14 protein-coding genes and 1 pseudogene are annotated in these 15,147 nt (G+C 62.6%); 13 read left to right on the forward strand and 2 right to left on the reverse strand.

The window, feature by feature from the left end; all coding sequences use genetic code 11:
• Window positions 1–99 precede the first annotated feature (99 nt).
• The 13 genes and pseudogenes from ACZK2V_RS03035 (at window position 100) to ACZK2V_RS03095 (ending at window position 13,386) form a co-directional block, all read left to right on the forward strand.
• Complete coding sequence (locus ACZK2V_RS03035; protein ID WP_049461333.1) at window positions 100–1,287, forward strand: cystathionine gamma-synthase; 1,188 nt, start codon at window positions 100–102, stop codon at window positions 1,285–1,287.
• 53 nt (window positions 1,288–1,340) lie between these two features.
• Window positions 1,341–2,156, forward strand: coding sequence for an ABC transporter permease (locus ACZK2V_RS03040; RefSeq protein ID WP_049461335.1), 816 nt, complete (start codon window positions 1,341–1,343; stop codon window positions 2,154–2,156).
• On the forward strand, window positions 2,146–3,381 hold the full coding sequence (locus tag ACZK2V_RS03045) for an ABC transporter ATP-binding protein (RefSeq protein ID WP_486322916.1): 1,236 nt from the start codon (window positions 2,146–2,148) through the stop codon (window positions 3,379–3,381). Before ACZK2V_RS03040 ends, ACZK2V_RS03045 begins: the two co-directional genes overlap by 11 nt.
• Window positions 3,275–3,571, forward strand: a complete 297-nt coding sequence (locus ACZK2V_RS03050) for a Wzt carbohydrate-binding domain-containing protein (protein ID WP_486322917.1) — start codon at window positions 3,275–3,277, stop codon at window positions 3,569–3,571. Before ACZK2V_RS03045 ends, ACZK2V_RS03050 begins: the two co-directional genes overlap by 107 nt.
• Window positions 3,568–6,087, forward strand: coding sequence for a glycosyltransferase (locus tag ACZK2V_RS03055; RefSeq protein WP_049461339.1), 2,520 nt, complete (start codon window positions 3,568–3,570; stop codon window positions 6,085–6,087). The genes ACZK2V_RS03050 and ACZK2V_RS03055 overlap by 4 nt, the downstream gene beginning before the upstream one ends.
• Entirely contained in the window at window positions 6,084–7,283 is a 1,200-nt protein-coding gene (locus ACZK2V_RS03060; RefSeq protein WP_049461342.1) for a glycosyltransferase family 4 protein, read from the forward strand. Before ACZK2V_RS03055 ends, ACZK2V_RS03060 begins: the two co-directional genes overlap by 4 nt.
• A gap of 21 nt (window positions 7,284–7,304) precedes the next feature.
• Window positions 7,305–8,243, forward strand: a complete 939-nt coding sequence (locus ACZK2V_RS03065; RefSeq protein WP_049461344.1) for a UDP-glucuronic acid decarboxylase family protein — start codon at window positions 7,305–7,307, stop codon at window positions 8,241–8,243.
• A gap of 5 nt (window positions 8,244–8,248) precedes the next feature.
• A pseudogene (locus ACZK2V_RS03070) lies at window positions 8,249–9,194 on the forward strand (glycosyltransferase).
• Complete coding sequence (locus ACZK2V_RS03075) at window positions 9,178–9,576, forward strand: GtrA family protein (protein WP_049461348.1); 399 nt, start codon at window positions 9,178–9,180, stop codon at window positions 9,574–9,576. Before ACZK2V_RS03070 ends, ACZK2V_RS03075 begins: the two are co-directional and overlap by 17 nt.
• Complete coding sequence (locus tag ACZK2V_RS03080; protein ID WP_486322918.1) at window positions 9,573–10,172, forward strand: hypothetical protein; 600 nt, start codon at window positions 9,573–9,575, stop codon at window positions 10,170–10,172. The genes ACZK2V_RS03075 and ACZK2V_RS03080 overlap by 4 nt, the downstream gene beginning before the upstream one ends.
• The gene (locus tag ACZK2V_RS03085) at window positions 10,159–11,763 is read left to right on the forward strand and encodes a hypothetical protein (protein ID WP_486322919.1); all 1,605 of its coding nucleotides are present in this window, start codon (window positions 10,159–10,161) and stop codon (window positions 11,761–11,763) included. The genes ACZK2V_RS03080 and ACZK2V_RS03085 overlap by 14 nt, the downstream gene beginning before the upstream one ends.
• Window positions 11,764–11,798: 35 nt before the next feature.
• Window positions 11,799–12,191: a hypothetical protein gene (locus tag ACZK2V_RS03090; protein ID WP_486322920.1), complete on the forward strand. Its 393-nt coding sequence runs from the start codon at window positions 11,799–11,801 to the stop codon at window positions 12,189–12,191.
• Window positions 12,192–12,219: 28 nt separating this feature from the next.
• Window positions 12,220–13,386 carry a nucleotide sugar dehydrogenase gene (locus tag ACZK2V_RS03095; protein ID WP_049461354.1) on the forward strand — a complete coding sequence of 389 codons (1,167 nt, stop codon included), beginning with the start codon at window positions 12,220–12,222 and terminating at the stop codon, window positions 13,384–13,386.
• A gap of 50 nt (window positions 13,387–13,436) precedes the next feature.
• Here ACZK2V_RS03095 and ACZK2V_RS03100 read toward each other — a convergent pair whose 3' ends face one another.
• Both ACZK2V_RS03100 and ACZK2V_RS03105 read right to left on the reverse strand, forming a co-directional pair.
• Complete coding sequence (locus ACZK2V_RS03100) at window positions 13,437–14,378, reverse strand: electron transfer flavoprotein subunit alpha/FixB family protein (protein ID WP_049461356.1); 942 nt, start codon at window positions 14,376–14,378, stop codon at window positions 13,437–13,439.
• A complete protein-coding gene (locus ACZK2V_RS03105; protein ID WP_012509979.1) occupies window positions 14,378–15,124 on the reverse strand; it encodes an electron transfer flavoprotein subunit beta/FixA family protein in 747 nt (248 codons plus the stop codon). The genes ACZK2V_RS03100 and ACZK2V_RS03105 overlap by 1 nt, the downstream gene beginning before the upstream one ends.
• Window positions 15,125–15,147: the final 23 nt, after the last annotated feature.

The raw sequence follows: 15,147 nt of genomic DNA on the forward strand, positions 1-15,147 counted from the left end.
CTGAATCCTGGTTTATCCGCGTCAAAGGTCGTTAAGGCCGCGCTGGTAGACTTCCGCACCTTCGATGGCGCCGTGCGTCGGCGCCCCTCAGGAAAGAACATGTCCAACGCAACTTCCCAGGATCGCGCCCTGGCCCTGGCTACCCTGGCCATCCACGGTGGCCAGTCGCCCGACCCCAGCACCGGCGCGGTGATGCCGCCGATCTACGCCACCTCGACCTACGCCCAGTCCAGCCCGGGCGAGCATCAGGGCTTCGAGTACTCGCGTACCCACAACCCGACCCGCTTCGCCTATGAGCGTTGCGTGGCGTCGCTGGAAGGCGGCACCCGTGGCTTCGCCTTCGCTTCGGGCATGGCGGCCAGCTCGACCGTGATCGAGCTGCTGGACGCCGGCAGCCATGTGGTGGCAATGGACGATATCTACGGCGGCAGCTTCCGTCTGTTCGAGCGCGTGCGTCGCCGCACCGCCGGGCTGGATTTCAGCTTCGTCGACCTGACCGATCTGGCCGCGTTCGAGGCCTCCATCACGCCGAAGACGAAGATGGTGTGGATCGAGACCCCGACCAACCCGATGCTGAAGATCGTCGACATCGCCGCGGTCGCTGCCATCGTCAAGCGCCATGGCCTGATCGTCGTCGTCGACAACACCTTCGCCTCGCCGATGCTGCAGCGCCCGCTGGAGCTGGGCGCTGACTTGGTCCTGCATTCGGCCACCAAGTATCTCAATGGCCACTCGGACATGGTCGGCGGCATGGTCGTGGTCGGCGACAACGCCGAACTGGCCGAGCAGATGGCCTTCCTGCAGAACTCGGTGGGTGGCGTGCAGGGCCCGTTCGACAGCTTCCTGGCCCTGCGTGGCCTGAAGACCCTGCCGCTGCGCATGAAGGCGCACTGCGCCAATGCGCTGGCCCTGGCACAGTGGCTGGAGAAGCACCCGGCCGTGGAAAAAGTGATCTACCCGGGCCTGGCCTCGCACCCGCAGCATGAGCTGGCCGGCAAGCAGATGGCCGGTTACGGCGGCATCGTTTCGATCGTGCTCAAGGGCGGTTTCGAGGCGGCCAAGCGCTTCTGCGAGAAGACCGAACTGTTCACTCTGGCCGAGTCGCTGGGCGGCGTGGAAAGCCTGGTCAACCACCCGGCGGTGATGACGCATGCCTCGATTCCGGTCGCGCGGCGGGAGCAGCTGGGCATCAGCGACGCGCTGGTAAGGCTGAGCGTGGGTGTGGAGGAGTTGGGGGATCTGCAGGTGGATCTGGAACGGGCGTTGGGCGGGAACGCGGCGACCTGAGCCTGCCTACGCCACCCCATGGGAATCAGACTGCCAACTGGAATACACGCGTCATGAATGCGATAACACCTGCTGCCATGCTCCGGTCACTCTGGAGCAATCGCGGCATCATCTGGCTGCTCGGGAAACGCGACGTCCAGAACAAGTACAAGGGATCGTTCGGCGGCTTGTTATGGACACTGATCAATCCGCTGTTGATGCTGCTCATCTACACCTTCGTCTTTGCAGTGATCTTCAAGGCCCGCTGGCATGGCCAGGTAGGGGACAGTCGGGCCCAGTTCGCGCTCGTGATGTTCGTCGGCGTCATCATCCATGGCTTCTTCGCCGAGATGGTGAATCGTGCGCCGGGCATGATCTTCGAGAACACGAATTACGTTACGAAGGTCGTCTTCCCGCTTGAAGCGCTGCCGGTGATCAGCCTCGGCTCCGCGCTGTTCCATACGCTGGCAAGCGCCTTGGTGCTGCTGGTGGGCCTGTTGATCTGCAATGGCGGCCTCCATTGGCATGCGCTGTTGTTCCCCGTGGTGTTGGCGCCATTGCTGGTGATGGCTGTGGGGATAACTTGGATACTCGCCGCGCTGGGCGTGTTCATCCGAGACCTGAAGCAGACCACCACGTTCGTCACCACTGCAATGCTCTTCCTGTCGCCGGTGTTCTATCCGCAATCGGCGTGGCCAGAGAAATACCAGAAACTCTTCCTGCTCAACCCGCTTACCTTCATCATGGAGCAATCGCGCCAAGTGCTGGTGTGGGGCAAGCTCCCTGATTTCGTCGGCCTGGCGGCATACCTGTCGATCGCGCTGCTCGTTGCTTTCGCAGGGTTCGCCGTGTTCCAGAAGATGCGCAAGGGGTTTGCCGATGTCATGTGAAAATCCGGGCCAGCCCGAACTCGCCATCGAAGTGACCGGGTTGGGCAAGTATTACGAGATCTACGCCGATCCCAAGGACCGGCTCAAGCAGTTCGTCCTGCCGGTGCTTGATCGGGCGCTGGGTGGCGAACCGAAGCAGTACCACCGTGAGTTCTGGGCACTGAGGGACGTTTCCTTCAAGGTCCGTCGCGGCGAGACCGTTGGAATCATCGGACGCAATGGCTCCGGAAAGTCGACGCTCCTGCAGCTTGTCTGCGGCACGCTGACGCCGTCCAGCGGACAGGTGAGCACCACGGGCCGCATCGCCGCGTTGCTGGAGCTGGGTTCGGGCTTCAATCCGGAGTTCACCGGTCGCGAGAACATCATGTTGAGCGGAGCGCTGTTCGGGCTGACGGCCCAGCAGATGGAGGAACGCTACGACGACATCGTGGCCTTCTCCGGCATCCCGGATTTCATCGACCAACCGGTTAAAACTTACTCCAGCGGCATGGTCGTGCGGCTTGCGTTTTCCGTGATCGCCCACGTCGACGCCGATATCCTGGTCGTGGATGAGGCGCTCTCGGTGGGAGATGCCTACTTCACGCAGAAGTGCATGCGTTTCCTGCGCTCTTTCATGAAGCGAGGGACGCTGCTCTTCTGCAGCCACGACATGGGGGCCATCATCAACCTGTGCGAGCGCGCAATCTGGCTCGACAAGGGTGTCATGCGCATGAACGGCGCGCCCAAGGAACTGTCGCAGGAGTACCTGGCGTCGCTGTTCGAACCGGAGGATGGCAGCATGGCAGAGACTGCTCTGGTCGAAGGCGGTGGAGGCGAAGTCGAAGTCGAAGACACGTCCGCGGATGGCCAGCCTTCCCCGTTGGAGTTGACCGCGGAACCCGCCTATGTGGATATGAGACAGACGCTCATCGATGCGTCGATGCTCCGGAACGACATCGAGGTCTTCCAGTTCGACGAGAACCGTGCTTCGTTCGGGACGGGCGCTGCGCGCATCACCGCGGTGCATCTACTGGATGCGCAGGGCCAGAAGGTGAACTGGGCGATAGGCGGGCAGGACGTCAAGCTTCGGATCATCGCGCGCCAACGAACAGATCAGCCGGCCCATCGTGGGGTTCGTCGTGAAGGACAAGCTGGGGCAGATAATCTTTGCCGACAACACATACCTGGCGCACCGCGACCGTGCCATCGTGGTTCCGCGCAACGGCGAGGTCGTGGCGACGTTTGATTTCAGATTTCCGGTACTTCCAGCGGGCGAATACAGCATTTCCCCAGCCATCGCCGAGGGCACCCAGGCCGACCATGTCCAGCACGAGTGGGTGCACGATGCGCTGATCCTCCACGTGCAGTCCAGCGCCGTCTGCCTGGGGCTATTTGGTGTGCCAATGCGAACTATTGAACTGGAGGCAACGTCGTGAGCCATGATCGTTCCCAGGTGCCTGACGGCGAGATGAGCTTCACCGGCGAACGGTTTCTGCCGGGCGTTAGCGGCGAAATCGAGATGGAGCACTACCACCGCTACCAGCTCGCATCGCGCATTGTCGCCGGCAAGGATGTTCTGGATATCGCCTGCGGCGAAGGATATGGATCTGCCCTCCTGTCGATCGGTGCGGCGCGTGTCACCGGCGTGGACATCGATGCCGTGGCGGTGGCGCATGCGGCAGCGACCTATCCGCGCGAGGGGTTGGAGTTCAAGCTCGGCTCGTGCGCCGCCATCCCGGTGCCCGATGCGAGCGTGGATGTGGTGGTCAGCTTCGAGACCATCGAGCACCACAACCAGCACCAGGAGATGATGGCGGAGATCGTGAGAGTGCTGCGTCCTGGTGGCGTGCTCATGATGTCCAGCCCGGATCGCTACGAGTACTCCGATCGTCCTGGTTTCCGCAATGAGTTCCACGTCAAGGAGCTCTACAGGCAGGAACTGGAGGCGCTGGTGGGGGATTACTTCCCCAACTACCGACTGCTCGGGCAGCGCACCACGATGGCCTCCATGATCGGCCGCGTTGCCGATGGCGGTGGCGCGGCCGAGCCGGTAGCGCCAGGAATCCATTACTGGACCGAGAGCGAAGGGCTGGAGAGCGTCCGCTCGGGCAGCATGCCGCGCGAGCCGGTCTATTTCATCGTACTGGCGTCCGCCGGAGCCTTGCCCAGCTTGCCGGACTCCGTGTTTGAAGTTCCCGGCTATTTTGAATCGCGCGTGCAGCAGGTCGCGGACGATTACCGGCGGGAGATATCACGTATTGGCCAAGAGCGCGACGGTATGCTGCGCGACAAGGATGTGGCGTGGGAAGCGCGGGTCGAGCAGGTGGCTGCCGATTACCGGTCCGAGATAAGCCGCATAGCGGCCGAGCGTGACCAAGCGCTGGCCGACAAGGACGCTGCCTGGGAGGCAGAGCTCAGGAAAGTCGCTCGGGAGTATGAGGATGCCCGTGGTGCTGGTACCGCAGGCGGCGACAGCGCGGGGCCGACGGCCCGCATGGAAGCCGCGCCGGCGACGGTGCCGGCAGGGCATGGTGCTGGGTCGCTGGCGATCGATTCCGACGATGGTGCTGGCGCGGGAGGCGCGGGCGATTGGACCGGCATGTTGCCCTTGGTCAGTCTGATCGTAGTCAACTACAACGGCATGCGTTATCTCCAGCCCTTGTTGGCGAGCCTTGGCGCCTTGAACTATCCGCGCTATGAGGTCGTCATGGTGGACAATGCCTCGTCTGACGGCTCGGTGGACTTCGTCCGCTCCGCCTTCCCGTGGGTAAGGATCGTGGAGTCGGGAGGCAACCTTGGATTCGCAGGAGGCAACAACCTTGGGATGCAAGTGGCTCGTGGCGACCTGATCGGCCTGATCAACAACGACACCGTCGTTGATCCCGATTGGTTGTCGGCGCTTGTCCGGGCACTGATGGACGAGCCGGATGTCACGGCGGCGGGTTCAAAGATCCTGTTCTTCCGGCGATACGTCGAGCTGACGATAGAAAGCCTGCCGTTCCAGCCCAGTGCGGGGGGCCAGTCCAGCGATACGCGCGAGCTTGGGATGCTTGTTGACGAAGCCAGTGGTTTTGTCGAAAGTGGCTACAAGAAGCCTTTGTACGGGGAGGGCTTCTGGGGCAGGGAACAGCACGGAGACCGGAGCGTGCGCTGGACGAGCGGGCGGGGCACGATCCGCCTGCCGCTACCGCCGGATCCGGTTGATGGACGGTATGTTCTTGAGTTGGATGTCTCCGGGACGAATGCCGCAGCGGGCCGTGAATTCACGGTGAGCCTCGCGGGTACGGTGCTGGGCACGGGTGTTCTTGCAGCGGATTATGCAAAGCATGTGTTTACTTGCCCGGCCGCCCTGCTCGATGGCGCTGCCTGTGACGTCATCAATAACGCTGGCACGCTGCTCGATGGCAATGGCGAGGCGGGTGACCGTGGAATCTACGAGGACGACCGTGGTCAGTATGATGAGCCGGAGGACATGCAGGCCCTTTGTGGCGCCGCCATGCTCATGCGCCGCTCTGCTCTGGTACAGGCGGGGCTCTTTGATTCGAACTTTTTCATGTACTACGAGGACACCGACCTGAGCTGGCGCCTGCGCAAGGGCGGGGGGCGCCTGCGTTACGTGCCGGCCAGCGTCGTACGCCATGTGCATACGGGATCCAGCGTCGAATGGTCGCCAGTCTTTGTTTTCCACGTCTCCAGGAATCATGTGCTGATCAAGATCAAACATGCCCCGGCCGCCGTCGCGGGCCGGGCCTACGGAAGGGAAGTACTGAGATGCCTGCGCTCTGCAGTCGCGGCAGCGCGTCGCGGCTTCACTGACAAGCGCCTGAACGCGGAGTTCGGGCTGCGTCTGCGCATCCAGCGTGACCTGTTCAAGCTGCTTCCAGTCGTACTGCGGCAACGTTGGGGCGGCCTGCCGTCCTGCAAGGATCGCATCGGGGCCGTCCCCGCATGAAAGTAGGCATCTATAATCGTTACTGGGCCACGATGGGCGGCGGTGAAAAACACGTCGGCACGATCGCGGAGATCCTGCTGGCCGAAGGCCACCAGGTGGACCTGATCCGCGTCGGCCCCGTCGACGAAGCAGAGTTCAGTAGCAGGATGAACCTCAACTTGGCGGGGGCACACTGGGTCGAGTGGCCCGGCTCCTCCTGCAGCGAGCTCGCGCCACGCTCGGCCGGGTACGATGTATTCATCAATTCCACTTACTGCTCTTCGATGGTCCCGCAGGCCAGAAAATCGCTGTACCTGGCATTCTTTCCCCATGAACTCATCGAGGCCGCGCCGCTTCCCAGGCTTTTTCAGCGTGCGGCGGGAAGATTTGATCGTACCGGACACCCTTGGCTTTCGCGTATGTCGAGTTTGGCGCAGCGCACGCTGCGTCGTGGCGTGGCGTCCAGTCGGCGCCCGTTCATCGACAGTTACGAAGATCCGATGGCGAACTCTGAATTCACGGCAGCGTGGATTCGCAAGCGCTGGGCGCGTGATGCCGTGGTGCTTCCTCCGCCAATCGACGTGGAGCGCTTCGGCTCGGTGGACCTGTCGAACAAGAAGAAGGTCATTCTGAGTGTCGGCCGCTTCTTCTCCGGCGGCCACAACAAAAAGCATATCGAGATGATCACTGCTTTCCGGCAAATGCACGACAAGGGCCTCGTGCCGGAGGGTTGGGAGTACCATCTCGCCGGCAGCGTCCATGCGGAAAGCGAGGAGCATCGCCGCTACTTCCAGAAGGTCAACGCACTGGCGGAGGGCTATCCGATCCGTATTCTCGGAAACCTTGGATCACGGGAGCTGCTGCAGGAGTATGCGGAGGCATCTATCTTCTGGCATGGTGCGGGCTGGGGGGAGCGTGGTGACCAGGAGCCCGAGAAACTGGAACACTTCGGAATGACCGCCTGCGAAGCGATGGCCGCCGGCGTCGTACCCATCGTGCAGCCGTTGGGCGGGCCACGCGAGGTCGTCACCGACGGCGTCGATGGCTATTACTTCAGTGACGCCAGGGAACTCCAGGAGCGCACCCTTTCCTTGATGAAGCTCTATGGGACGCCCGAACTGGCGCAGTGGGCCGCCCGCGCACGTGCCAGCGTCCAGAAGTATTCGCAGGCGAATTTCCGGGCCGTCTTCATCAAATTCTTCAACACGATCGCTTGATCACAGATTTAGGGCAGGCATATGGCACGAGTACTGGTTACAGGTGGTGCGGGATTCCTTGGGTCGCACTTGTGCGATCGATTGGTCGAACGGGGCGACGAAGTCCTGTGCGTCGATAATTTCTACACGGGCTCCAAGCGGAACGTCGAGTCCCTGCTCTCGAACTCGCGCTTCGAGATGATGCGTCACGACGTGACCTTCCCGTTGTATGTCGAGGTGGACCGGATCTACAACCTGGCATGCCCGGCAAGCCCCGTGCACTACCAGCACGATCCGGTGCAGACGACGAAGACCAGCGTCCACGGCGCGATCAACATGTTGGGGCTTGCCAAGCGGACGCGTGCACGCATCCTGCAGGCCAGCACCAGCGAGGTCTACGGTGATCCGGAGATCCATCCGCAGGTGGAGGATTACTGGGGCAAGGTGAATCCGATCGGCATACGCAGCTGCTACGACGAAGGAAAGCGCTGTGCCGAAACTCTGTTCTTCGACTACTGGCGCCAGCACCAGCTGGAAATCAAGGTGATGCGTATCTTCAACACCTACGGCCCCCGCATGCATCCAGAAGATGGCCGGGTGGTCAGCAACTTCATCGTGCAGGCACTGCGCGGGGATGACATCACGATCTATGGCGATGGGCAGCAGACGCGCAGCTTCTGCTATGTCGACGATCTCATCAGCGGCATGATCAGCCTGATGGACAGCCCCGCAGAGCTGACCGGGCCGGTCAACATCGGCAATCCGGGCGAGTACAGCATGCTGGAACTGGCCGAAACGGTCATCCGGCTGGTGGGCGGCCACTCCAAGCTCGTGTTCAAGCCCCTGCCCTCGGACGATCCCCGCCAGCGCCAGCCGGACATCTCGATGGCACGGGCGGCGCTTGGCTGGGAGCCTCGCGTGAGCCTGGAGGACGGCCTGAAGGAGACCATCGCCTACTTCCGCAAGCGCTTGCAGGAATGACGGATATGAAAAGCTCGTCGCTGGTCGTCGTGATGCCTGTTTACGAAGATGTCGAGGCTTCGTCCATGTTGTTCAGGGCTTTGGCACGGGACCAGGGCAATGATGTCTACATCGTCGCAGTCGACGATGGCTCCGTGCGGCAGCCGGTGGACGCCGCCGCGATCGCCGCTGCGGGTCTCGATGGCGTGGTCCTGAAGCTGCGGCGTAATGTCGGGCATCAGAAAGCCATCGCGATCGGGATCGGCTACGTATCCGAACACTTCGTCGATAGGCAGCGCGTGGTCGTCATGGACTCGGACGGCGAAGATACGCCGCGCAGCATCAGCGAGCTCCTGGAGGCGTTGGAGTCCCCCGACGTCGATATCGTCGTGGCCTCGCGCAAGAGCCGGGTGGAAACCTTGAAGTTCCGTGCGTTCTACGTCGTGTACAAGTGGTTGTTCGCGATGCTCAGCGGCCGGCGCATCAGCTTCGGCAACTTCATGGCGGCCAAGCTGCATGCGATCAAGCGCCTGGCGGTGATGCAGGAGCTTTGGGTGCACGTTGCGGCCTGCGTGCTGACATCCAAGTTGCGGGTGGCATCGGTAGCTGTCGACCGTGGCCCGCGCTACGCCGGCAAGAGCAAGATGAACTTCGTTGGGCTGGCACTGCACGGTTTTCGCGCTGATGGTGTTTGCCGAGGATGTGCTGGTACGCGTGGGCATCGCCTGCACCGCGATCGCCGGATTGTCAGTGCTTGGCACTGTCCTTGCACTCGGGCTCAAGGCGGTCGGATTCGCTACACCGGGTTGGTTCTCGCTGGTGACCGGCATCCTGTTGCTGGTGTTCCTGCAGACCGGTGCGCTGACGCTGATCATCCTGATGCTCTCCGGAACGCTGCGCAATGGCGGCATTCTTGAAGTCGGTGGCTACAGGGCGTTCATCGCCGAGATCCTGCATGCGCGCACTGAGTGAGCGCATGCTGGCCAGCGAGGTCGTCCGCTATGGGATCAACGGTTTGCTGGCGACCGCGCTGCACTTCATGGTCCTCTACTGCGCGCTGGAAGTATGGGGCTTTCGATCAGCGGGACTTGCCAATGGCGCCGCAGCCTGCGTGGGCATTGCCGCGTCGTTCCTGGGCAGCCGTTACTTCGTCTTCCGCGCCTCCTCGGGCAGTTTCGTCGGCCAGGGTGTCCGGTTCGTAGCGCTTTACGCCGTCATCGCGCTCCTCCATGCACTCGTGCTCTACCTGTGGTCCGATCGAGCGGGCTGGGATTACCGTCTGGGCTTCCTCGTGGCGACTTGCGTGCAGGTGGCCTGTAGTTTTCTTGCAAACAAGTTGGTGGTCTTCAAATGAACAAGCTGGTCAAAGCGTTGCTCCTGACGTTGGCGTACGTCGTTACACTGATTGTCGTCTACATCGTGCACATGCGCTGGTTCAAGGTCGATGTCGTCCTGTACGCCAGTATTTTCGACGGCTTCCTGGCGGCTCTCATCGTCGGCGTGGCGGCACGAGGGGGGGGCGCGCTTTCCGGGTTCTCGGTGCTGGAGAAAGTCCAGCTGATCACGATCTGGCTGTTGGGCGGCTACCTGTTCGCCATATCCGTCCCGACTGTGATTGATCGATCATTGTCCTTCTATATTCTGGAGAAGATCCAACAACGCGGAGGCGGTATCCGTGAGGATGGTTTCGCACGCGTGTTCACTGATGAGTACCTCCCGGAGCACCATTTGGTGGAGGTGCGGCTGACGGAGCAGGAACAGTCGGGCACCATCGCCATCCACGATGGTTGCGTGCGGCTCACGCCCCGTGGCCAGGCTTTGGCAACCGCCAGCCGTTTCTATCGACAGAACTTCCTTCCACGCCAACGTCTGCTGATGGGCCAGTACACGGATGCACTGACCGATCCGTTCCGCTCCAGCAAGCAGGTGACCGACTATGAGTGCCAGTAAGAGCGCAGGCCGCTGGCGCAACGACCTGTTCGCTGCCTCGGTCTTCCTGCTCGTCGGGGTCGTGTTCTACCAACTCAAGGCGAACGCATATTTCACGGCGGTCCCCGGCGATCTTATCGACGCCCGTTTCAACTCGGTGGTCCTTGAGCATGTCTACCTTTGGTTGACCGGCGCCACGCCCGATGTGTGGAGCCCGGGCTTCTTCTACCCGGTGGCCAACGTACTGGCCCTGAGCGACAACCATTTCGGCTCAATCCTTCCTTATGCGGCCTTCCGCTGGTGGGGGCTGGATCGCTCGGAGGCATTGTCGGCCTGGCTAATGCTGGGGGGCGTACTCAACTACGCATGCGCCTACGTCGCCGCCCGTAGTTTGGGGCTGCGTCCTTCCGGCGCGGGAGCGGCGGCATTCGTATTTGCGTTTTCCCTTCCCGTTCTGGCACAGCAGGCGCATGCGCAGTTCGCATTCCGGATGTTCGTCCCTCTGCTGTTCCTAACCTTCTCCCGATGGCTGCAGCACGGCCGCCCCTCATCCCTGGCCTGGAGCTCCCTGCTGTTCGCTGCCCAAGTCTACTGTGCCATTTACACGGGTGTCTTCGCGGCCTACCTACTGCTGGCGATGACGGCCGCTTGGTTGCTGTTGGGGCGTGGCCGAACCCTAGCAGCGCAAGTCCGGGCCAGTTTCGGCAGGAACGAGTTGGGGCGCACGTTGGCCAGCCTTGCCGTCGTGCTCGCGTCTGCCATCGCAGTACTCGCCCTGCTGCGCAGCTATCACGCGGTAACTGAGGTACAGGGGTTCGTCAGGCCGCGCGACGAAATCCTGGGGATGTTGCCGCGGGTGTGGAGCTACCTGATCGCGGACTTCTCACCGCTGACGCGGTTCATCGGCGGCTCGATTGGTGACATCTCGATGCGCCACGAGCACCAGCTCTTCCTGGGCCTGGGCGTCCTGCTGTTCGCCGTCGTGGGGCTGCTCCTCGCCCTGCGGCGCATCGCCGATGCAGAACTGGGCATGCTGGCCGGCTTGGCCACGCTGGTGCTGGTGATCTGCACGCTCAACGTCAGCAATGTGTCGCTCTATCGTGTCTTCCTGCATCTTCCCGGCATTGATTCCATCCGTGCCGTTACACGCGTGATGCTCGTCATGGTGATGCCGATAGGCCTGCTTGCCGGCATCGGATTCCAGCGTGTCCTGCTGCTGGCCTCGCGTCGCGGTACCTGGACGGGCGCCCTGGCCTGTGTGGTTGCCTTTGTGTTGCTGACTGCCGAGTCCGTGACCTTCCAGGCTGGCCATGCGACCTTTGCCCAATGGCAACAACGGCAGGTAGCGTTCGCTGCCCGCGTTCCCGCTTCTGCACGGCAGGGTGACGTCCTATTCGCCGACAGGTCGGCCGAGGCCCCGTATCTTGACGACCTAGATGCCATGATTTACGCGCAGGACCACGGGATGTTCTCCGTGAACGGCTATTCGGGTTACGTGCCGAAGGGCGCGGGCGTGTCGGGCCCCTGTGAGTCGCCCGAAGGGTTTGCGCGCTGTTCGGCGCCGTCAACGGCCTCGCTGCTCCTGCCATCGAAGCGCTTAGCCACCGCCTAGTACTAGTGCCGCTCGGGGACTGCTCCGGTGGCCGCATGAGCAGGATGTCCGGGCGAGTGGCGTCCGGTGTTGCAGAACACCTGCGCTTGGACATCACTGGCACCACGATCCAGCCGGGTCAGGTTGCGTTCACGCTCACGTTGGCCAATGGCTCGGATGGCGTCCTCTCGACCCGCGAGGTCCTGGGGCGCGACGTGCTGCTGTCGTGGCGGTTCATCCCCGACGGTCGCGACGAACGAGCCGTCGACTGGGATGCACGCCAAGCGCTGGTGTTGGAGTTGGCGCCCGGTGACCAGGCGGAGCTGCACGTCAAGGCGCCCGTCGCATCGGGGAGCTACACCCTGGAGGCGTCGCTGGTCCAAGAGACGATGTTCTGGTTCCACGATGAAGGCATGCGGATCCCGTCAGTCCACGTCGAAGTTCCTTGAATCCATTCTCCCCACAGAAGACACACGGATGAAGATCGCAATTGCAGGTACCGGGTACGTAGGCCTATCCAACGGCGTGTTGCTTGCGCGGAAACATGAGGTTGTCGCTGTCGACATCATGCCCGCTAAGGTAGAAGCGCTCAATGCGCGCAGGTCTCCCATCGCGGACGCCGAGCTGGAACAGGCATTGGCACACGACGCGCTGGATTTCCGCGCGACGCTCGAGCCCCGGGAGGCTTACGAAGGCGCGTCGTTCGTCATCATCGCCACGCCCACCGACTACGACCCCGACACCAATTACTTCAATACCCGTTCGATCGAGTCGGTCATCGCTGACGTGCTGGCCATTAATCCATCGGCCACGATGGTGATCAAGTCCACTATCCCGGTCGGCTACGTGCTCAAGGCACGTGAGAAGTTCGGCGTGGACAACATCATCTTCTCGCCGGAGTTTCTGCGCGAGGGCCGCGCGCTGTACGACAACCTGCACCCGTCCCGCATCATCGTGGGCGAGCGTTCGCCCCGGGCCGAGGCGTTTGCACGCCTGCTCCAAGAGGGCGCCATCAAGCAGGACGTGCCCGTCCTGTTTACTGAACCGACCGAAGCCGAGGCCATCAAGCTCTTCGCCAATACTTACCTTGCCATGCGCGTGTCCTACTTCAACGAGCTGGATAGCTACGCGTTGACGCATGGGCTGGACTCGCGGCAGATCATCGAAGGCATCAGCTTCGATCCACGCATCGGCGGGCACTACAATAATCCATCCTTCGGATACGGTGGCTATTGCCTGCCCAAGGACACCCGGCAGCTTTTGGCCAACTACCAGAGCGTCCCTCAGACGTTGATCCGGGCCATCGTCGATTCGAACACTACGCGGAAGGACTTCATCGCGGCCGATATCCTGCGGCGCAATCCCCAGGTGGTGGGTATCTATCGCCTGATCATGAAGGCCGGTTCGGACAACTTCCGCTCATCCAGCATTCAAGGGATCATGAAGCGCTTGAAGGCTAAGGGCGTTGAGGTGATCGTGCACGAGCCGGAACTTCATGAAGACGCGTTCTTCCGCTCGCGGGTGGTAAACGACCTGGAATCCTTCAAGCAGCAAGCGGACCTGATCATCAGCAACCGGATGGCCGACGCCCTGCTGGATGTGAAGGACAAGGTGTATACCCGCGATCTTTTCGGCGACAACTGAAAAATGATCGAACAAGGCAGGCCGGTGACAGACCGGCCTGCCTTGTTGCTTCAGGCCAGCGCCTCTTCCAGCTCCGGCAGGATCGCAAACAGATCCCCCACAAGGCCGATATCGGCAATCTCGAAGATCGGCGCGTCGCCGTCCTTGTTGATCGCGACAATGGTGCCGGCATCCTTGATGCCGGTCAGGTGCTGGATCGCACCACTGATGCCAACGGCCACGTACAGTTCCGGCGCGATGATCTTGCCGGTCTGGCCGACCTGCAGGTCGCTGGGCACGTAGCCGGCATCGACCGCCGCACGCGAGGCACCGACGGCAGCACCGAGCTTGTCGGCCAGCTGGAAGATGACCTTGAAGTTCTCTTCCGAACCGACGCCACGGCCACCCGAAACCACGCGCTTGGCGCTCTGCAGGTCCGGACGGTCGCTGGCACCGGCGGCCAGGCCGACGAAGCGGGTATGGGTCGGCAGGGCAGCGTCGACGCTGGCTGCTTCAACGGCGGCATTGCCACCTTGGGCGGCTTCCGGCCACGAGGCGGCACGCACGGTGGCGACCACGATCTGGTCGGCCGGGGCTTCCACGGTGATGATCGCGTTGCCGGCGTAGATCGGGCGCTTGAAGGTGTGGCTGCCTTCAACGCTCATCAGGTCGGAGACCTGGTTGACGCCGAGCAGGGCGGCCACGCACGGCATCAGGTCCTTGCCGAAGGTGGTCGACGGGCCGAATACGTGGGTGTAGCCCTTGGCCAGCTGTGCGATCTGCGGCGCCAGCACCTGGGCGATGGCCTGCGCGTTGGCCGCGTTGGCGACGGTCAGGACCTTGGCGACCCCAGCGATCTTCGCGGCTTCAGCGGCGACAGCGGCCGGATCGGCGGCCAGCACCAGCACGTCGATGCTGGCACCGCTGATGGCGGCGGCGGCGCTGACGGTCTTGGCGGTGGCGGCATTGAGCTTGCCGTCGTGGTGCTCGGCGATGACGAGAATCCTGCTCATTACAGCAACCCCTTCTGCTTGAGTGCGGCAACCAGTTCGGCCGCGTCCTTGACCATCACACCCTTGCTGCGCTTGGACGGCGCGGCGTACTGGGTGGTCTTGAAGGTGTCGGCGGCTTCAACGCCGAGGTCGGCCAGCTGCAGGGTCTCCAGCGGCTTGGCCTTGGCCTTCATGATGTCCGGCAGCTTGATGAAGCGCGGCTCGTTCAGGCGCAGATCGGTGGTGACCACGGCCGGCAGATCCACTTCCAGCGTTTCCAGGCCGGCGTCGACTTCACGGGTCACCGTGGCCTTGCCATCGGCAATTTCGAGCTTGCTGGCGAAGGTCGCCTGCGGGCGGCCCCACAGCGTGGCCAGCATCTGGCCGGTCTGGTTGGCGTCGTCGTCGATGGCCTGCTTGCCGAGGATCACCAGATCTGGCTGCTCCTTTTCGATCAGCTTGAGCAGGGTGCGCGACGCGGTCAGCGGCTGGATCGCCTGGTCGGTGACGACGTGGATGGCACGGTTGGCGCCCATGGCCAGGCCGTTGCGCAGGTGCGCCTGGGCGTCGGCCGGGGCGATGGTGGCAACCACGACTTCGCTGGCGATGCCCTTGTCGCGCAGGCGCAGGGCTTCTTCCAGAGCGATTTCATCGAAGGGGTTGGGGGACAGCTTGACGCCGTCGGTGACCACGCCGGAACCGTCCGGCTTGACCTGAATGCGGACGTTGTAGTCCACCACGCGCTTGTACGCGACGAGGATTTTCATCTGGTACGGGGTCCTTCAATAAC

This window comes from Stenotrophomonas sp. 93052_Sma (genome assembly GCF_056481145.1).